The organism is Allochromatium tepidum (assembly GCF_018409545.1).
GTDB lineage: Bacteria > Pseudomonadota > Gammaproteobacteria > Chromatiales > Chromatiaceae > Thermochromatium > Thermochromatium tepidum_A.
In genome coordinates this window covers 268890-287500 of sequence record NZ_AP024563.1, presented here as the reverse complement: position 1 = coordinate 287500, position 18611 = coordinate 268890, and the positions used below count along the sequence as shown (strand labels likewise).

24 protein-coding genes (1 of these 24 only partly in view) are annotated in these 18611 nt (G+C 63.9%); 11 read left to right on the top strand and 13 right to left on the bottom strand.

The window, feature by feature from the left end; translation table 11 throughout:
- A protein-coding gene (locus Atep_RS01400; protein ID WP_213379786.1) for a hypothetical protein crosses the window boundary here: on the top strand, positions 1-63 show its end. Its footprint begins 153 nt before the window's first position; only the last 63 of its 216 coding nucleotides appear in the window; its start codon lies off the left edge, out of view; it ends in the stop codon at positions 61-63.
- A 74-nt stretch (positions 64-137) separates the two neighbouring features.
- Here Atep_RS01400 and erpA read toward each other — a convergent pair whose 3' ends face one another.
- The 5 genes from erpA to Atep_RS01375 all read right to left on the bottom strand — a co-directional run bounded on the left by erpA (position 138) and on the right by Atep_RS01375 (position 2917).
- Positions 138-488 carry an iron-sulfur cluster insertion protein ErpA gene (gene erpA / locus Atep_RS01395; protein WP_213379784.1) on the bottom strand — a complete coding sequence of 117 codons (351 nt, stop codon included), beginning with the start codon at positions 486-488 and terminating at the stop codon, positions 138-140.
- 135 nt (positions 489-623) lie between these two features.
- A complete protein-coding gene (gene argC / locus Atep_RS01390) occupies positions 624-1646 on the bottom strand; it encodes an N-acetyl-gamma-glutamyl-phosphate reductase (RefSeq protein ID WP_213379782.1) in 1023 nt (340 codons plus the stop codon).
- Between the two features lie 22 nt (positions 1647-1668).
- Positions 1669-2034 (bottom strand): HesB/IscA family protein, encoded by a 366-nt coding sequence (locus Atep_RS01385; protein WP_213379781.1) that lies wholly within the window; start codon positions 2032-2034, stop codon positions 1669-1671.
- A gap of 107 nt (positions 2035-2141) precedes the next feature.
- Positions 2142-2657 (bottom strand): DUF5063 domain-containing protein, encoded by a 516-nt coding sequence (locus tag Atep_RS01380; RefSeq protein WP_213379779.1) that lies wholly within the window; start codon positions 2655-2657, stop codon positions 2142-2144.
- Between the two features lie 95 nt (positions 2658-2752).
- Positions 2753-2917, bottom strand: a complete 165-nt coding sequence (locus Atep_RS01375; protein ID WP_213379778.1) for a rubredoxin — start codon at positions 2915-2917, stop codon at positions 2753-2755.
- Positions 2918-3055: 138 nt separating this feature from the next.
- Between Atep_RS01375 and thiD the strand changes: the two genes are divergently transcribed.
- From thiD to Atep_RS01350, 5 genes are all read left to right on the top strand, one after another.
- Positions 3056-3916: a bifunctional hydroxymethylpyrimidine kinase/phosphomethylpyrimidine kinase gene (thiD, locus tag Atep_RS01370; protein WP_213379776.1), complete on the top strand. Its 861-nt coding sequence runs from the start codon at positions 3056-3058 to the stop codon at positions 3914-3916.
- Positions 3891-4286 carry a coiled-coil domain-containing protein gene (locus Atep_RS01365; protein ID WP_213379775.1) on the top strand — a complete coding sequence of 132 codons (396 nt, stop codon included), beginning with the start codon at positions 3891-3893 and terminating at the stop codon, positions 4284-4286. The genes thiD and Atep_RS01365 overlap by 26 nt, the downstream gene beginning before the upstream one ends.
- A gap of 11 nt (positions 4287-4297) precedes the next feature.
- Entirely contained in the window at positions 4298-4936 is a 639-nt protein-coding gene (gene thiE, locus Atep_RS01360; RefSeq protein ID WP_213379773.1) for a thiamine phosphate synthase, read from the top strand.
- A gap of 1 nt (position 4937) precedes the next feature.
- Entirely contained in the window at positions 4938-6224 is a 1287-nt protein-coding gene (hemL, locus tag Atep_RS01355) for a glutamate-1-semialdehyde 2,1-aminomutase (protein ID WP_213379772.1), read from the top strand.
- Positions 6225-6332: 108 nt separating this feature from the next.
- Complete coding sequence (locus Atep_RS01350; protein WP_213379771.1) at positions 6333-8228, top strand: propionyl-CoA synthetase; 1896 nt, start codon at positions 6333-6335, stop codon at positions 8226-8228.
- 80 nt (positions 8229-8308) lie between these two features.
- On the opposite strand, the gene Atep_RS01345 is transcribed toward Atep_RS01350, so the two are convergent.
- On the bottom strand, positions 8309-11119 hold the full coding sequence (locus Atep_RS01345; protein ID WP_213379769.1) for a PAS domain S-box protein: 2811 nt from the start codon (positions 11117-11119) through the stop codon (positions 8309-8311).
- An 85-nt stretch (positions 11120-11204) separates the two neighbouring features.
- Entirely contained in the window at positions 11205-11549 is a 345-nt protein-coding gene (locus Atep_RS01340) for a hypothetical protein (RefSeq protein ID WP_213379768.1), read from the bottom strand.
- A 227-nt stretch (positions 11550-11776) separates the two neighbouring features.
- Here Atep_RS01340 and Atep_RS01335 point away from each other — a divergent pair, with 227 nt between their 5' ends.
- Positions 11777-12031: a hypothetical protein gene (locus Atep_RS01335; protein WP_213379767.1), complete on the top strand. Its 255-nt coding sequence runs from the start codon at positions 11777-11779 to the stop codon at positions 12029-12031.
- On the top strand, positions 12028-12447 hold the full coding sequence (locus Atep_RS01330) for a type II toxin-antitoxin system VapC family toxin (RefSeq protein ID WP_213379765.1): 420 nt from the start codon (positions 12028-12030) through the stop codon (positions 12445-12447). The genes Atep_RS01335 and Atep_RS01330 overlap by 4 nt, the downstream gene beginning before the upstream one ends.
- 236 nt (positions 12448-12683) lie before the next feature.
- Here Atep_RS01330 and Atep_RS16850 read toward each other — a convergent pair whose 3' ends face one another.
- The 5 genes from Atep_RS16850 to Atep_RS01310 form a co-directional block, all read right to left on the bottom strand.
- A complete protein-coding gene (locus Atep_RS16850) occupies positions 12684-12806 on the bottom strand; it encodes a hypothetical protein (protein WP_272876303.1) in 123 nt (40 codons plus the stop codon).
- Between the two features lie 15 nt (positions 12807-12821).
- On the bottom strand, positions 12822-13202 hold the full coding sequence (locus Atep_RS01325) for a hypothetical protein (RefSeq protein ID WP_213379764.1): 381 nt from the start codon (positions 13200-13202) through the stop codon (positions 12822-12824).
- A 176-nt stretch (positions 13203-13378) separates the two neighbouring features.
- Positions 13379-13645 carry a type II toxin-antitoxin system VapC family toxin gene (locus Atep_RS01320; RefSeq protein WP_213379762.1) on the bottom strand — a complete coding sequence of 89 codons (267 nt, stop codon included), beginning with the start codon at positions 13643-13645 and terminating at the stop codon, positions 13379-13381.
- Entirely contained in the window at positions 13629-13892 is a 264-nt protein-coding gene (locus tag Atep_RS01315) for a FitA-like ribbon-helix-helix domain-containing protein (RefSeq protein WP_213379761.1), read from the bottom strand. Before Atep_RS01315 ends, Atep_RS01320 begins: the two co-directional genes overlap by 17 nt.
- Positions 13893-14029: 137 nt before the next feature.
- Positions 14030-14266, bottom strand: coding sequence for a cupin domain-containing protein (locus Atep_RS01310; protein ID WP_419467168.1), 237 nt, complete (start codon positions 14264-14266; stop codon positions 14030-14032).
- A gap of 195 nt (positions 14267-14461) precedes the next feature.
- Here Atep_RS01310 and Atep_RS01305 point away from each other — a divergent pair, with 195 nt between their 5' ends.
- The 3 genes from Atep_RS01305 to prpC are packed head-to-tail and all read left to right on the top strand — an operon-like array spanning position 14462 to position 17370.
- Positions 14462-15253 carry a GntR family transcriptional regulator gene (locus Atep_RS01305; RefSeq protein WP_213379759.1) on the top strand — a complete coding sequence of 264 codons (792 nt, stop codon included), beginning with the start codon at positions 14462-14464 and terminating at the stop codon, positions 15251-15253.
- 47 nt (positions 15254-15300) lie between these two features.
- Positions 15301-16191, top strand: a complete 891-nt coding sequence (gene prpB, locus Atep_RS01300; RefSeq protein ID WP_213379757.1) for a methylisocitrate lyase — start codon at positions 15301-15303, stop codon at positions 16189-16191.
- 30 nt (positions 16192-16221) lie between these two features.
- Positions 16222-17370, top strand: coding sequence for a bifunctional 2-methylcitrate synthase/citrate synthase (prpC, locus tag Atep_RS01295; protein WP_213379755.1), 1149 nt, complete (start codon positions 16222-16224; stop codon positions 17368-17370).
- 287 nt (positions 17371-17657) lie between these two features.
- Here prpC and Atep_RS01290 read toward each other — a convergent pair whose 3' ends face one another.
- Positions 17658-18329 (bottom strand): SOUL family heme-binding protein, encoded by a 672-nt coding sequence (locus Atep_RS01290; protein ID WP_236786340.1) that lies wholly within the window; start codon positions 18327-18329, stop codon positions 17658-17660.
- Between the last annotated feature and the right edge of the window lie 282 nt (positions 18330-18611).

Here is an 18611-nt window from a genome sequence, read left to right as displayed (position 1 = left end):
AATCAGGGCACGCATCTGCCCTCGCACATCATCCCTCTCCAGCTTCCGCCTCAGCCCAACTGAAGTATGGGCGGACGCGGGCCGACGTTGAATCGCCCGCGTCCGAGTTCGTGATCTCGGAGCCTGTCTGGTGTCGATCAGGCCGAGAACGAGGAGCCGCAGCCGCAGGTCGTCGTGGCATTCGGATTGCGAATGACGAACTGCGCACCTTGCAGCCCTTCCGTATAGTCGATCTCGGCACCCATCAGATATTGCAGGCTCATGGGGTCGACGAGCAGTTTGACCCCATCGGTCACGATCTCGGTATCCCCGTCCTGCACGTCCTCGTCGAAGGTGAAGCCGTACTGGAATCCGGAACAGCCTCCGCCCTGGATGTAGACGCGCAACATGAGTCCGGGATTGCCCTCGTCGCGGATGAGCTCGGCGACCTTGGACGCGGCGGACGCGGTAAAGACGAGTGGGGCTTCGAGATCGGCTTCGGCGTTCATCTGTTTCTCCGCAAGAGCCCAGCGCTTTCGAAACTGGGCCGGGTGTGGCCAGGTTCCGATAGGTGACCGGGTACCCTGGCGCTGGACGGGTTGACGTATTTCAGTGATCGGAAATGCGTCTACCTTGGCTGCCGTTCAAGGCAACATGGCCAGGGCTTCCAGACCGAGCGTCTCGTCGAATCCGAACATGAGGTTCATGTTCTGCACCGCCTGTCCGGCAGCACCCTTGACCAGATTGTCGATCACCGACTGTACGATGACGATGTCGCCCTGGCGTGCCACGGCGATGCGGCAGTCGTTGGAGCCGCGCACCGAGCGGGTGTCCGGGCTGCCGCCGGCCATGAAATCGACGAAGGGTTCGTCGGCATAGCGCGACTGGTACAGGGCGGCGAGATCCAGGCCGTCGTCGGTCAGGCGCGCATAGAGCGTGGCCTCGATGCCGCGAATCATGGGCACCAGATGCGGCACGAAGGTCAGGCCGACCTCGATCCCGGCGAAGGTCTGGAGATTCTGGGTGATCTCGGGCAGATGACGATGGCCGCTCACCGAATAGGCTTTGAAGCTCTCGCCGACCTCGGCCATCAGCAGATTGGTCTCGGCCTTGCGACCGGCGCCGCTCACGCCCGACTTGGCGTCCGCGATCAGCCAGGACGGATCGATCGCGCGCCGTTCGAGCAGCGGCAGAAAGCCCAGGGTCACAGCCGTGGGATAGCAGCCGGGATTGGCGATCAGCCGCGCGCGACGGATCGCGTCACGATTGACTTCGGGCAGACCATAGACGGTCTCGGCGAGCAGATCCGGGCACTGATGCGGCATCCCGTACCAGCGCTCCCAGAGCGCGGGATCTTTCAGGCGGAAATCGGCGGCCAGATCGATCACGCGCGTGCCGCGTTCGAGCAGCTCGGGCACGGACTTCATCGCCGTGCCGTTGGGCGTGGCGAAGAAGACCAGATCGCACTCGGCCAGGGCGCCTGTATCCGGTTCGCTGAAGCACAGATCCAGCCGGCCGCGCAGATGCGGGAACATCTCGGCCACCGGCAGACCGGATTCACTGCGCGAGGTGATGACGGCGGGCGTGGCCTGAGGATGGCGCGCCAGCAGACGCAGCAACTCGGCTCCGGTATAGCCCGTGCCGCCGACGATTCCGACTCGGATCATGCGCGATGGACTCCGTTGTCGATCAGGAGCAACCGCCGCCCGAGGACGAGCCGCAACTGCCGCAACCGCCGCCCATCTGGGGCAGGTTGTTGAAGATGAAGGTGGCGTTGCCGTCGCCCTGATCGACGAAATCGATCTCGACACCGCGCAGATATTCGAGCGTGCCGTCGTCGACGACGACCTTGAAGCCGTCGAAGGTCAGGACGCCGTCGTCTTCGTTGATGACGTCGGTGAAGGTCATGCCGAAGCTGACGCCGCTACAGCCGCCGGCGGTGGCGAAGACGCGCACGCCCTGCACGCTGTCGTCGACCTGCTGGAACAGATCGCTCATCTTGGCCTGAGCCGGCCCGGTCAGTGTCAGGTCCGCTTCGGTGATCGCCAGGGACATGGATGGAATCCTCTCGAAAACTCGAAAATACGTGAGATATCACGCGAAAAATCAGCGTAGGAGCGTAGCAGAAAGCCGACCGGAAATGCCAGCGTAAAATACGCGGTTTAGAGATCGAGTCGTGACTGTGACCGGAGCGTGGCCAAATGGCGTTCGGCATCGACCAGATGCTGTCCCCAATGCTGCCTGTAGCCCAGCGCCCAGGCCGCGACCGCACGGTCCGGGTCGAACTCGAACAGCGTCAGACCCTGCTTGAGTTCGCAATAGATGTCGGTGAGATCGTCGGCGAGGCTGCCGGTCATGGCGATCATGCCGTCGGCCACCGAGTCGAATTCGAGCCAGTAGGCGTCGCGATCGGCCAGCAGGTCGCGTAGTTGGCTGAAGAGTTCGAAACGCGCATCCAGATCGACAGGCTCCGGCCGCTCACCGGGCGGCGGCTTCGCGGCAACGAGCGAGCTGACACCGGCATGCAGTCGCGGCAGTAGCTCGGCGATCCGCGCCAGCCAGACACCGCGCTTGGTCGCGCGTGTCTCGATGAGTTCGCAATAACGCCTGGCGAGTCTGGCCAGATCATGATCGAAGCCAGTCTCCAGAACCCGAGTGGGAGATGTGATGGCGTCCATGCCAAGGAGTGTAGTCGAGAAAAAACGACTTGGCCGGAGTGGTGCCCAAGGCTCGACATTCCATGGCCTCGAACCGCCGTCGCGGTCGCCTCGGCTCAGAGCCTGACCATCTCGAAATCGTCCTTGCCGACGCCGCATTCGGGGCACTTCCAGTCGGCGGGGACGTCTTCCCATTTGGTGCCGGGCGCGATACCGTCATCCGGCCAACCCTGGGCTTCGTCGTAGATCAGCCCGCAAACGAGACATTGATAGGTATTCATGTACGGTTACAGTTCCCTGAGTCTGGTTGAATTCGGTGCCCGCCCGACCGATAGGCCGGCGAAGCGCCCGATGATGTGGCGGACAGAATCGGGGCATGGTCGAGCCGTTCAAGCCACGGCCGGCGCCTGGGGTGCGCCATGACGGAGGCCCAACGACCTGATCGACCGCTGGTGCTCTGTGTCGGCGGACATGATCCGAGCGGCGGGGCCGGCATCCTCGCCGATGCCGAGGCGGTACAGGCCATGCGCGCCTTTCCGCTGACCGTGATCACGGCACTGACCGAGCAGGATACCTGCGGACTGGCTCGGATCCATCCGCAACCGCCGGAGCAGATCGAGGCGCACTGTCGACGTCTGATGAACGACAGTCCGCCCAGCGCACTCAAGATCGGCCTGATCGGCGGCGCCGACATCGCCCGGATGCTGGCGCGACTCATCGACACTCTGGCGACGGCTGAGCGTGCGCGCGTCCCGGTTGTGCTGGATACCGTGCTGGCGACGGGCGCCGGCCAATCGGTCGCCGACGCCGCGTTGCGCGAGGCCGTGCGTGATGAACTCATGCGGCGCTGCACGCTGGTCACGCCCAACCTGCTAGAGGCGCGCGCCCTGACCGGCGCCGACACGCCCGAAGACTGTGCCGAGCACCTGCTCGTGGCCGGTGCACCCTGGGTGCTGATCACGGGCACCCATGACGATACCGAGGCGGTCACCAACCGGCTGTTCGGTGCAGATGGCGAACGCCACGCCTGGGACTGGCCGCGTCTGCCCGGCGAGTATCACGGCTCGGGCTGCACCCTGGCCGGCGCCATCGCCGCGCGCCTGGCGCATGGGATGACGCTGGTTCAGGCCGTCGAGTCGGCTCAGACCTATACCTGGAAGACGCTCGAACGGGCCTTGCGCACGGGGCGCTGCCAATTGACACCAAATCGGCTCCATGATGAGCGCATAGAACACCCACTTGGAGATCGCATCGATGAGTTCCGTCGTCGAACTGTATGAAGCCCTGAGTACTGCGCCCGATGATCGCACCCGAGCACGGGTGATCGCCGAGGCGTTCGAGCGGCTGGAGGATCGCTATCCGCATCTGCCCGAACTCGCCACACAGGGGCATGTGCGCGAGTCCGAGCTGCGGTTGCAAAAGGAGATCGAGCAGGTACAGGCGAATCTCAAACTCGAGATCGAGCAGCTCCGCTCCGAAGTCAAACGCGAGATCGAGCAGCTCCGATCCGAACTCAAACGCGACATCGAGCAGCTACGCTCCGAACTCAAACTCGATATCGCACAGGTCAAGATCGACCTGCTGAAATGGCTCGTACCCCTGATGTTCGCTCAGGTCGCCGCGATCGCGGCACTCGTGAAGTTACTGTGACCGAAACCCGAATGACCAAGACTCCGCTCCAGGGACTCTACGCCATCACGCCCGATGCGCCGCTGCCGCTCGCGACGCTCGTCGACCAGGTCGGCGCGGCCATCACCGGCGGGGCGCGTGTGATCCAGTATCGCGACAAGACGCATCCGCCGGACGAGCGCCGCCGGCGCGCCGGCGCCCTGCTCGCCCGTTGCCGCGTAGCCGGCGTGCCGCTCATCGTCAATGACGATCTCGAACTGGCGGTCGAGCTGGGTGCCGACGGCGTGCATCTCGGTCGCGATGATCCGGACCCAAACGCCGCGCGCGAACGGCTCGGCGAGGCGGCCATCATCGGCGTCTCCTGCTACGACCAGCTCGCACTTGCCGAGGCCGCCGCAGCCGCCGGCGCCAGCTATGTCGCCTTCGGCAGCTTCTTCCCCTCGACGACCAAACCCAAGGCCGTGCGCCCAGATCCCGGCCTGCTGACCGAGGCCCGTCGGCGGGTCGCGTTGCCATCGGTTGCGATCGGCGGCATCACGCCACACAATGGCGGGGCTTTGATCGCGGCGGGGGCCGACATGCTCGCGGTCGTCACGGGCGTCTTCGCCCAAGCCGACATCACCGCCGCCGCCCGTGCCTATACCAACCTGTTTCCGAAGGAGACCCATTGAGATGAGCCGATCCCACGACCTCTTCGCCGCCGCGCAGCGTCACATCCCCGGCGGCGTCAACTCGCCGGTGCGGGCGTTCCGCGGAGTGGGCGGCGACCCGGTGTTCTTCGAGAGCGCCTCCGGTCCCCATGCCATCGATGCCGACGGCAAGTGCTATATCGACTATGTCGGCTCCTGGGGTCCGATGATTCTGGGTCATGCCCATCCCGAAGTGCTGGCCGCCGTGCGCGAGCGGCTCGACAAGGGGCTGTCGTTCGGTGCGCCGACCGAACTCGAGACCGTCATGGCCGACAAGGTCTGTGAGCTGGTGCCGAGCATGGACATGGTGCGCATGGTCAGCTCGGGCACCGAGGCGACCATGAGCGCGCTGCGTCTGGCGCGCGGTTATACCGGGCGCGATAAGATCGTCAAGTTCGAGGGCTGCTACCACGGTCACGCCGACTCGCTGCTGGTCAAGGCCGGCTCGGGCGCCCTGACCTTCGGTGAACCCAGCTCGCCCGGCGTCCCGGCGGCGCTGGCTGAACTCACCATCACCCTGCGTTACAACGATCTGGCTCAGGTGCGCGAGACCTTCGCCGAGATCGGCTCCGAGATCGCCTGCATCATCGTCGAGCCGGTCGCCGGCAACATGAACTGCATCCCGCCCGTGCCCGGCTTCCTGGAAGGTCTGCGCGAGGTCTGTGACCAGTACGGTTCGGTGCTGATCTTCGACGAGGTCATGACCGGCTTCCGCGTCGCGCTCGGCGGCGCTCAGGCGCATTACGGCATCAAGCCCGACCTGACCGCGCTCGGCAAGGTCATCGGCGGCGGCATGCCGGTCGGCGCCTTCGGCGGCAAGCAGGAGATCATGTCGCGTCTGTCGCCGCTCGGTCCGGTCTATCAGGCCGGTACCCTGTCGGGCAACCCGATCGCCATGGCCGCCGGTCTCAAGACCCTGGAACTGATCTCGGCCCCCGGTTTCTACGACCAGCTGTCAGCCAAGGTGACGACCCTGATGACCGGTCTGCGTGAGCGCGCCGCGGCCGCCGGCATTGCGCTGACCACCAACCAGGCCGGCGGCATGTTCGGGATCTTCTTTACCGATCAGCAGGTGACGAACTACGAGCAGGCCACCGCCTGCAATCAGGATCGGTTCAAGGCCTTCTTCCACGGCATGTTGGAGCGCGGCGTCTATCTGGCGCCCTCGGCGTTCGAGGCGGGCTTCGTCTCGATCATGCACACGGATGATCACCTCCAGGCGACGCTCGACGCCGCCGCCGACACCTTCGCGGCCATCGCTGCGCGCTGATTGGAGCGTCGCGAGCCGTTCGGTCGAGTGCTATCCCAAAGGTGCCCCTTGGGATAGCCATGTCCCAGGGCGCCCCATCACTGTTGTGCCACCATCGGAGAACGACAAATGGGCTACCAAACCCTCTATGACCGCTCGATGCGGGATCCGTCGGCGTTCTGGGCCGAGGCCGCCGGGCTGATCGACTGGGATCGACCCTGGGACCAGGTACTGGACGACTCCAATCCGCCCTTCTACCGCTGGTTCAAGGGCGGTCGACTCAATACCTGTTACAACGCCGTCGACCGCCATGTGAAGGCCGGACGCGGCGATCAGCCGGCGATCATCCACGACAGCCCGGTCACGGACTCGAAGACCGTCATCACCTATGCCGAGTTGCAGGATCAGGTCGCGCGTTTCGCCGGGGTGCTGAAGTCGCTCGGCGTCGAGAAAGGCGATCGGGTCATCATCTATATGCCGATGGTGCCCGAGGCGCTGGTAGCCATGCTCGGCTGCGCGCGCATCGGCGCCATCCATTCGGTGGTCTTCGGCGGCTTCTCGGCGCATGAGCTGGCCACCCGCATCGACGACGCCAAGCCCAGGGTCATGGTCGCCGGTTCGTGCGGCATCGAGACCAACCGCATCGTTCACTACAAACCGCTGCTGGACTCGGCCATCGATCAGGCCGCGCACAAGCCGGAACACTGCGTCATCCTGCAACGCCCGCAGGAATTGGGCGTGCTGATCGAGGGGCGCGACCTGAGCTGGGCCGAGGCCATGGCCGACGCCGAACCCGCCGACTGCGTCCCGGTCGAGGCCACGGATCCGCTCTACATCCTCTACACCTCGGGCACCACGGGTCAGCCCAAGGGCGTGGTGCGCGACAACGGCGGTCACGCGGTCGCCCTGGCCTGGAGCATGCGCCATGTCTACAACGTCGAGCCGGGCGAGGTCTTCTGGGCCGCCTCGGACGTCGGCTGGGTAGTCGGGCATTCCTATATCGTCTATGCGCCGCTGCTGATGGGCTGCACCACCATCGTCTATGAGGGCAAGCCGGTCGGCACCCCGGATGCCGGCGCCTTCTGGCGCGTGATCCAGGAGCACCGGGTCTCGGTGCTCTTCACCGCGCCCACCGCCTTCCGCGCCATCAAGCGCGAAGACCCCAAGGCCGAACATCTCAAGCGCTATGATCTCGGGCGCTTCCGTTCGCTGTTCCTCGCCGGTGAGCGTTGCGACCCGGACACGCTCGAATGGGCGCAGCGCACGCTCAACGTGCCCGTGATCGATCACTGGTGGCAGACCGAGACCGGCTGGGCGATTGCCGCCAACTGTCTGGGCATTGAGCCGCTGCCGGTCAAGCCCGGTTCGCCGACCCGCGCCGTGCCCGGCTACGACGTGCGCGTGCTCAATGACGAGGGCGAGCCGGTCCAGCCCGGCGACATCGGACGCATCCTGATCAAGCTGCCGATGCCGCCCGGCTGTCTGACCACGCTCTGGGGCAATGACGCGCGCTTCGTGCAGTCCTATCTGTCCACACAGCCCGGCTACTATCTGACCGGCGATGCGGGCTACATGGACGAGGACGGCTATATCTTCGTCATGAGCCGCATCGACGACATCATCAATGTCGCCGGACATCGGCTGTCGACGGGCGGCATGGAGGCGGTGCTGGCCTCGCATCCGGACGTGGCCGAGTGCGCCGTCATCGGCGCAGCGGATCAGCTCAAGGGCGAGCTGCCGCTGGGTCTGGTGGTGCTCAAGTCGGGCGTCGATCGCGACAAGAAGACGCTGATCAAGGAGCTGGTCGACCTGGTGCGCGATCAGATCGGCCCGGTGGCGGCCTTCAAGACGGTGGCCATCGTCGAGCGTCTGCCCAAGACCCGCTCGGGCAAGATCCTGCGCGGCACCATGAAGGCCATCGCCGACGGCAAGGACTACAACCTGCCGGCGACCATCGACGATCCGGCCATCCTCGGCGAGATCCAGCAGGCGCTGGAGGCCATCGGGTACGCCAAGCACGGATAACGGCTCATAAGGCAATTGGGGCGTTGCGGTCCCCTGCCCCCCTCTCCCGCCAGGGGAGAGGGGCTAACCGGATCGCGCACTCATGAATCCGGAGTCGGTCGCGAGAGCCAGTGCCGGATGACCGCCGTCAGCCGTTCCGGCTTGACCGGCTTGGTGAGGAAATCGTTCATGCCCGCCTCCAGACAGCGCGCCCGGTCTTCTGCGAAGGCGTTGGCGGTCATGGCGATGATGGGCACCTGAGCGGCTTCCGGAAGTCGGCGGATTCGGTACGTGGCCTCCAGTCCATCCATGACGGGCATCTGCATGTCCATCAGGATGAGGTCATAGAGGTGTTGTCGCACCAACTCCAGCGCCTCGGCGCCGTTCTCGGCGCTATCGATCTGCAAACCCAGGTCGGCGATGAGTTCCAGGGTGATCTCGCGGTTGATCGGCTCGTCCTCGACGAGCAGCAGGCGTCTTCCCGCACAGCAATGCGTCAGCTTGGCGCGATCCAAGGCTTCGAACTCGGGCGCATCCTGGGTGACGGCGGCGGGCGCCTTCCCTCGGCGCAGGCGTGCCGTGAACCAGAAGGTGCTTCCGACATCGGGCGTACTGATCGCTCCGGCCTCGCCCCCCATCAACTGGGCCAGTCGTTTGGTCAGTGCCAGCCCGAGCCCGGTGCCGCCGTACCGGCGGGTGATCGAGGTATCCGCCTGCTCGAATTCAGTGAACAAACAGCGCAGACGCTCCGGAGCGATCCCGATGCCGGTGTCCTCGACCTCGAAGCGCACGACCACGCTGTCGCCCAGATCCGCCTCGGGGAAGACGCGCAGGGTGATGGAACCGGTCTTGGTGAACTTGATGGCGTTGGTCGCATAGTTCAGCAGCGCCTGTTGGAGTCGGGTGGGATCACCGAGCAGGTCGGGCGGACAGGCCTTGAGCTGGATACGGAGTTTGAGATTCTTCTCGGATAACCGATCGGAGAGCATGGCGACGAGATTGCGCATGATGGCGTCGATGTGGACCTCCGTCTCATCCAACGTCAGCTTGTCGGACTCGATCTTGGAGAGGTCGAGAACCGCGTTGATGAGATCGAGCAGATGACGCCCAGCGACCTCGATCTTGTCCAGGCGCTTGGCCTGGGCCGGGATGAGGGTCTCCTGCCGCATGAGATGCACCATGCCGAGCACGGCATTGAGCGGGGTGCGGATCTCATGGCTCATGTTGGCGAGAAAGGCGCTCTTGGCCCGATTGGCGCTCTCGGCGGCGTCGCGGGCCTGGATCAGCTCGGCCTCGGCGGCCTTGCGTGCGGTGATGTCTTCGGTGAAGGCGATGAGCCATTCCGCGTCGCCCACGTGATGCAGATAGACGGTGAGGGCCACAGGGTAAATGGACTGGTCCTTGCGTCGATGTACGCTCTCGACCCGCTTGAGGCTATCTCCGGTTCGCATTTCGGCGGTCAATTGCCGCAATGCGGCGGGCGAAAATTCGGGATTGATGTCACTGACAGTCAGCGCCATGAGTTCGTCATGCGTATACCCGAGCTGACGACAGATTTCGTCGTTGGCATAGATGAATCGTCCGGTGTCCGCCTTGCTCCAGGCGATGCCGATGCCCGCCCGATCTATCGCGAACTGCGTATGTGCAAGCTGATCGTTGCTCTGCTGCAAGGCCGCCGTCCGCTGTTCCACCAGGGATTCGAGCTCCTGGCGATAACGCTCGAGTTCGGCCTCGGCCTGCTTCTGCTCCGTGATGTCCTGAAACGCACCGATCAGATGCGTAATCCGCCCGTCCGTATCCCGCTGTACCTCACCATGAGCCTTGCAGATCCGGATCGCGCCGTCCCGGCGAATGGCCCTGAGTTCCACAGTGTAGGAGGTGCCATGCTCAAGGGCCTCCGCCACCACCGCATGCAACCGCTGCATGTCTTCGGGTTCATACAACTGCGGATGCTCGGCGTAGGATGGAGCGCCCTGCTCCGGGTCACGCTGAAAGATGCGGAACAATTCGTCGGACCAGGTCACGGTGTCGGTCGAGATCTCCCATTCCCAACTGCCGACATGCGCGATCCGCTCGGTGCGCGCCAGCATGGTGCGCTGGCGTTGCAGCGAGGCTTCGGTGTGCTTGCGTTCGGTGATGTCCTGGAAGACGGTCCCGAAGTGTCCCGGCGCGGGGCAGAAGACGCTGATGTGGAAGTAACGGCCCAAGGGTTCGAAATAGTGCTCGAAAACCTGGGCCTGCCCCGTTCGGGCGACCTGGGCATAGCGTTCGAGAAAGGGGGCCGAGCCGGTGCCGTAAGCCTCCGAGCCAAGCCGACCGACCACCGCCTCCCGCGCGAGCCCGGTCTGGGTGGTAAAGGCCGGGTTGACGTCGAGAATGCGATAATCCACGGGATGACCGGTGTTGTCATACACCAGCCGATGTAGAGCCAGCCCCTCGGACATCGCCGCAAAGACGGTGTGAAAGTGCGCTTCCGAGACGGCTTCCTGCTGCTGAGTGGTTTTTTGCCCCGTGATGTCTTCGAAGAAGGCGTAGACGCCTTCGAGCACGCCGCCGGCCGGGTTCCGGACCGGCCATGTGCCGATCTTGATCCAGGTGTAAGCCTCGTGCTGGGGATTGAACACGCCCATGACCACGTCGCGCACGGGTTCGCCCGTGCGCAGGGTGATCATGGCGGGATGCTGCTCGCCGGGGAAGGGCGAACCGTCCTCGTGCATGGCGCGCCATCGGGGATCGATCAAGCGGACACCGCACATCTGGTCCAGAGACAGTCCGAGAATCCGCTCGGCGGCCGGATTGGCGACCCGGATCTCGCCCTGTGCATCCTGGAAGACGACACCCAAGGGCAAGCGATCGAGTACCAGATCGCTGTGTGGGTATCCGAACGGCCCGTCAGTGGAAGCATGGCTCATGACGTTTCATTCCGTTGTGGTGACATGGATCACCCATACAGCTTACAACGGATCCATTGCTTCTAGTCGATCAGCCGGCTGACCGTCAACCTGGGTCGGCCAGCCAGGCGCGCAGTGTCGCCAGGGATTCCGCCACGAGGCGCCCCTGCTGTCCGATACTGTCGAGGATGGCCTCGGGCGTGCGCTCGTCGCTCTTGGCGAGTGCGTTGGGATTGACCGCCTTGAGATCGAACACGCCGGCGTCGATGTCGGCGATGCGTGCCTCCGGGTCGCGCGCAGCTTTCTCCCAGCGACGGAGGCGTGATTCCAGGGCGGCGAGTACGTCGGCCTTGGGATCGGCCTTCTTTGCGCGCTTGAGGCCTTGGCGCGCAACACCGGATCGATGAGATAGAAGCGGGTTTCCGATTCGTTGTAGGCCATCGTCGCTCACTCCATTCTGACAGTCCGAGCCATCCGGCCCGGATGATGGCATGGTCTGCGATCAGGGACGAGCGAAACGCGCCGGACCGTCCAAATGCGTCCTGATCTCCCATGTCGGTCCTGGATTGGAAGGACGTAGACTGGCTTGGACTCAAGACTGAATATACACTGCGTCTTCGAGCGACTGAAGGCATGTGCCGCGTCCATGGGCGCGCTGAATCTGGAGGTCTGAATACCATGCACATCGAAACCGAACTCGACGACCGCCATGCTCGGCGTCTCCTGGAGCTGCAACAACGCTCCAATCAGCCGCTGTCGGAGTTGGTGGCCGAGATCCTTGCGCGCGCACTGGACGAACAAGCCCTAGCGGCTCCTGAAACTGAGGGACAGCGCGCTTATCGATTGCTGGACGAAGCCGGACTGATCGGCTGCATTGAGGGCGACGGTCGACTGTCGATCGACTATAAGCAACGACTGTGGGGCCAGGAATGATCATCGCCGACACGGGATTTTGGTTGGCGCTGTTCGACGGTAAGGATCAGTTCCATGATGCGGCCCGTCAGGCGTTGCTGTCCGTGCGCGAGGGATTGGTGACCACCTGGCCCGTTCTCACCGAAACCTGTTATTTGCTGCAACGCCAGGTGGGACAAGCCCAGGCTGCCACGTTCATCGAACGGCAGACACTGGGGACGTTCTCGCTCTTTGCGCTGGAGACTCACCATCTGCCGCGACTGACGGCTCTGATGCGCCAATACGCCAACCTGCCGATGGATCTGGCCGATGCTTCTCTGGTCATCCTCGCCGAGCATTTGGGACACGGACGCATCCTCTCCACCGATCAGCGCGATTTCGATACTTACCGCTGGAAGAATCACCACCCGTTCACCAATCTGCTGCTCATGCACTAGATCCGCTTCAACGAATTGTGATTTACTCAGACACTCCAGTCTCTACGCGGACGAGTTCCTCCAGGTAGGGAATCCCGACCGCCCGGATCCGGCTGACGGCCTCGATGACGCACGGCGCCACGCCGGCCTTCGCCTCGACGTCGGGGATCGGCTGAAGATCGGCCTCAAGCTCAGCGACCGTCAGCCGCAGCTTGAATTCCCTGATGACCCACCACCGATCCTCCTGTCCCCAGAGATTACGCGCGATCCCCTGGCCAGAAGTACACGGACTTGACCTTGACGGCCTCGAAGTTCGGGACCACCCGCCGCATTTCGGCGGCAAACAACGTCCTGAGTGCTTGGCCATATTCCTTGCGCATACGGGCTGGTCCTGCTCAAACGGAATCGTTCCAAAGGCTCTCGAACTTCGCCAGAATCTCGGCATGAAAGCGTTCATCATTGACGAACTTGATCACCCAAGGCACGAAAGGGTGTCGCGTGTCCTGGTAAGCCTTCGTGGCCTGGATGGCCTGATCGCCCAGTTGGATGATCAAAGCGCTGATGAAGTCGAGAAACAGAAAGAAGCCGGAAACGGTTTCGCTATCCAGATCATGCTTGCAGTATTCGCTCGGATCGTTCAGCGAGAGAACCGCCTGCATCAGCGTGTCGACATCCTCCGGGCCGATGGAGTCCTTGATCAAGCGCAACAGTTCGTCCGAGACGGAGCTCGATAGAAACTGCCTGAATGCCATATTCAAGCGATCTTCTGTGCTCATCGAGCAGCTCCCGTATGGGTTCATTGCCCGGCCGGCGTCAGTGCGCACCTCACGTCGGTCTGCGAAAAGTCCTCGCCTTTGAACAGCAGCGGAACCCGCTCGCTGGTGGCCAAGGTATAGGAAAAGCAATCCCCGAAGTTGAGTCCGGCCGGATGTCGCCCCTTACCGAAGGTGCGTTAAGCCTCCGTCGCTCGATCCGCGAGCGCTTCATCGAGGGCGATCGTCCGGATTTGCTGCATCTGCAGAAAGGTCCGGGCACGTTCGACGCCCACATCACCGAGACGCGCTTGCATGACGATCAGGAACTCGGTGCGATTGGGGGCGCAGATACCCGGCTGGGTGGAGGCAACCAACGTCTTCAGCAGATCCGATGCTTCGGGTTCACCGAGCAGAATCGCCGTCAGCGCGCTGGTGTCGACAGCCAGATCAATCGCAGTGGCCATGCGCGTTGTAGCCGAGAATGTCATCGTCGCGACGGCGATCCAAAACGGGCAGTGACCAGACTTCGCGTTGAAGCCAAGTCAGGGTCTCATCGAACGAGGGTTTGGTGTCCGGCCCGGACGCTTCGGTCAGGCCCGCATGGAGCGACAGGATCGCCTCCTGTGTCATCGAGCGGCGATGGCGTTTGGCGGTGTCCTTGAGCTGACGGTAGAGCTCGTCCGGGACATTGCGCAGAACCAGAGTGGGCATCAACGAGTCTCCAGATCATGGGCTAGCAAAACGCTAGCACTTTTTTGGTCATGTTACACGCGAGATTTCTACGTCAGACCCAAGCTCCTCGAACCGATCAGTGATCAGCCGGACCAGATAGGCGCCACGGTCATCGCTCATCGAGGATGGATATGCACCGCCAGCCACAGACAGGGCGGCTCATGCGAGGTGCGTAGCACGCGATGCGGCGTATGCGCCGGAATCAGGCAATGATCCCCGGCCCGGAGTTCGACTTCGTCACCGGCGATCCACAGCCGCGCCTCACCCTGGAGCAGACAGACCCACTCGTCCTGCTCCTGATCGTAGAGCACAGGCTCCGGCCGGTCGCTGCTCAGAATGCGCTCGATACGCACGCCCCGACAGGCGGCCAGCTCCTCGAAGAACTCCCCCCGGCGAGTGTCGGCAGATCGGTGAAGATGTTGTGTACAGTGAGCATCTGTTCCCGTTGGCGATATGAGTGCTCTCAAACAGAGCAATCTCGGTCTTTATTGTCGACAATCCATCTTGACATTATCGATGAATCGACTATTTTACGGCGTACCGACCCGATGACTGTCGACACATTCACCATGACACTCGCGGCCCTGGACCTCGAAGACGCCCCCACGCTCACCATCGCCGACCGCCTGTTCGACCAACTGCGTCAGGCCATCGTCGAGGGCGAGATCCCGGCGGGCAGCAAGATCAGCGAACCGGCGCTGGCGGCCCGTTACGGCGTCAGCCGCGGATCGCTGCGCGAGGCGCTGCAACGGCTCGAAGCCATCAAACTCATCGAACGGCGTGCCAATGTCGGCGCCCGTGTCGTCCAGCTCAGCAGCACCGAGTTGCTGGAAATCTACCTGGTGCGCGAGGGACTGGAAGCCATGGCCGCGCGTCTGGCCGCCGAGCGCATGTCGGACGCCGGCATCGCGGAACTCAAGGCTCTGCTCGAACGCCACCGCCGGGAACTCGCGCACGAGGACTGGCAGAGCTACTTCCAGCAGGAAGGCGATCTCGACTTCCATTTCCGCATCGCCCGTGGCAGCGGCAACCGCCGTCTGATCGAGATCCTGTGCAACGATCTCTATCACCTCACGCGCCTGTACCGCTGCCAGTTCGGCATGAAGAGTCATCGCACCCGCGAGGCCCTGCGCGAGCATGAATTGATCGTCGAGGCCATCGCCGCACGCGACGGCGAGCTGGCCGAGTGGCTGATGCGCCGCCATATCCGCGCCTCGCGTCAGGCCACCGAGCAACAACTGGCCCTGAGCACGGCCGGCCACCCGCCGTCGGCGATCAATGGGCCACGGGTTCGCTGTTCGCGCCAACCGTCCACGACGCCATCGTCGGCCTCCAACTGACCAGATCCGAGTCCATCCGGCTCCACCAACCGAGACGAGCACAGACCATGACCCAAGCCATGACACCCGGCGCCAAGCTGCGCCTCGCGGTCCAGGAAGAACGCCCCTTGCAGGTCGTCGGCGCCATCAACGCCTATCACGCCCGCATGGCCGAGCGCACCGGCTATCGCGCCCTCTATCTGTCCGGCGGCGGTGTCGCGGCCGGTTCTTACGGCATCCCGGATCTGGGCATGACCAGTCTGGACAATGTGCTGGAGGACGTCGGCCGCATCACCTATATCACCGACCTGCCGCTGCTGGTCGATGCCGACACCGGCTGGGGCGGGGCCTTCAACATCGCCCGCACCGTCAAGCAACTGATCCGCGCCGGGGCCGCCGGCTGTCACATCGAGGATCAGGTCGCGGCCAAGCGCTGCGGACACCGTCCCGGCAAGGCGATCGTCTCACAGGCCGAGATGGTCGACCGCATCAAGGCCGCCGTGGATGCGCGCACCCATGACTTCGTCATCATGGCCCGCACCGATGCACTCGCCGTCGAGGGACTGGACGCGGCCATCGAGCGCGCTCAGGCCTGTGTCGAGGCCGGCGCCGACATGATCTTCCCCGAGGCCATGACCGAGCTGGCGCAATACGAGCGCTTTACCGCCGCCGTCCGGGTGCCGGTGCTGGCCAACATCACCGAGTTCGGCGCCACGCCGCTGTTCACGACCACTGAGTTGGGGGCCGTGGGCGTGTCGCTGGTGCTCTATCCGCTGTCGGCCTTCCGCGCCATGAACAAGGCCGCGCTCAATGTCTATCAGGCCATCCGCCGTGACGGTACCCAGGCCAATGTCGTCGACACCATGCAGACGCGCATGGAACTCTACGACTATCTCGATTACCACCACTTCGAGCAGAAACTCGACGCGCTGTTCGCGCAGGGACGCTCCGGCGAATAAGACCGTTCTAGAAAAACAAGCGAGGAAACGATGACCGAGACCCACCAGCCCAAGCCGAAGAAGTCGGTCGCCCTCTCCGGCACCGTCGCCGGCAACACCGCCATCTGCACCGTCGGCCTCACCGGCAACGACCTGCACTATCGCGGCTATGACATCCTCGATTTCGCCGATCAGGCCGAGTTCGAGGAGGTCGCGCATCTGCTCATCCACGAGCGTCTGCCGACCCGCGCCGAACTGGAGGCGTACAAGCGCAAGCTCAAGTCCATGCGCGGTCTGCCGGCGGCGGTCAAGACTGCGCTGGAACAGATCCCGGCCTCCACCGCGCATCCGATGGACGTGCTGCGGATCGGCTGTTCGCTGCTCGGCACCCTGGAGCCGGAACGCGACGACATGCCGGTGGCCGCCGCGCGCGAGATCGGCGACCGGCTCATCGCCTGCTTCGGCTCGATGCTGCTGTACTGGTATCACTTCGCCCATCACGGCCGGCGCATCGAGGTCGAGACCGACGACGACACCATCGGCGGTCACTTCCTACACCTGCTGCACGGCGAGAAGCCGTCCGAGGAATGGGTGCGCGCCATGCACACCTCGCTCATCCTCTACGCCGAGCACGAGTTCAACGCCTCGACCTTCACCGCGCGCGTGATCGCCGGCACCAACTCGGACATGTACTCGGCCATCAGCGGCGCCATCGGTGCGCTACGCGGTCCCAAGCACGGCGGGGCCAACGAGGCCGCCTGCGAGATCCAGGAACGCTACGCCACCGCCGACGAGGCCGAGGCCGACATCCGCGAGCGGGTGGCGCGCAAGGAGATCATCATCGGCTTCGGTCATCCGGTCTACACGATCTCGGACCCGCGCAACAAGGTCATCAAGGCCGTCGCCGAGCGTCTGTCGAACATCAACGGCGACCGGCGCATGTTCGACGTGGCCGACCGGCTCGAAAGCGTCATGTGGGAACTCAAGAAGATGTTCCCCAACCTCGACTGGTTCTCGGCCGTGTCCTATGCACAGATGGGTGTTCCGACCCCGCTGTTCACGCCGATCTTCGTCATCTCGCGCACCACGGGTTGGGTCGCGCACGTGATCGAGCAGCGCCAGGACGGCAAGATCATCCGCCCGAGCGCCAACTATGTCGGGCCGGAAAATCTGAGCTGGGTGCCGATCGAGGCACGCTGATCGGGCAGAGTCCGCGAATGAGCTGCGCTTTACCGATCGGTCACAGCCATCATTCGCGGACGAACACAGATACCTGTCAAGTCTCAAAAAATCAGGCGTTTATCGCCCCCCATCCCGACTGCTCGCAAACCGTGGATCGACTTCAGAAATCGGGTTCGCGCCGCCTTGTCGGTCAGCCCCAGCTTGTAAAGCAACTGTCCGACCGATACTTTTATGCTGACGCCGACTAACAAGCGCCGACCTATACACACTCATTTCTGAGTGAGGGTGTATCTACCAAAGCGGAGTCAGTCCGCCACAGGCACCAGGATCTCGTTGCGCCGGAGCATCGGCAGCGAGAACGGCGAATTGTAGCGGGCATAGATCGGCGTACCGCGCGGCTGGAGTCCGTCGCGCCGCAAGGCCTCGAGCAGATGCCGTTCCTCCTCACGGTAGCGCGACTCGCTCCAGGAGCCGGAGTAGCGGCGTGCGGCCACGCGCCCGGCCGGTTCCTCACGCAGCCGGATACGCGGGTTGTTGGGCCGGGGCAGCGCGTCCAGGCTGAAGGACTGGGGCATGACGAAGCTGATGACGTAGGCGTCGGAATCGGAGTCCGACTCGGTGCCTGCCGGACGTTGGCTGACGGGAGCGGTCATCTCCAGGCGCGTGCCGGCCTGCTCGCGCGTCGTCTCAGCCGGACGCTGGCTGACCGGCGCGGTCATGGCCATCTTCGTCTCGCCCCGGTTGTCGCCGAAGATGTAGCCGGCCAGGATCCTGAAGGCTTCCGAACCGACCTTCTCGAAGTCGCCCCGCACCTCGACCTCGGCGACCCGATAGGGATCGTAGAGGCGCAGCTCGTAGTCCTCGGTCGTCCGGAGGATCTGGTATTGCGGTTCCTCGGTGGCCATGGCGAAGGCTCCTGAAAGCAGCAGGACGGTGCCGAGCAAGGCGCGGGCCGTCCGGGTCGTGGGTCGGGTCATGTCGGATCTCGGGGTTGTCTGGGCGCGTGCGGCGCGGGCATGGACAGGAGATGGGGGAATGGCCGTTTCGGTGCAAGGCCATGGACGGCAGAGCAACGGCCGGCGCGGCAGGGAGCACGAGAATCCGCCTCGCAAGGAAGCGCCTCATCTTTCCGGACCCTCTGACGACACTCGAAACACCGGACGGTTCGGCCACCGTCCGGTCAGTACATGATGATTCGGGTGCCTATCGACCTCGCTCGGTTGATGAAGTGACGTCCATGCATCCAGACGAGAGGCATC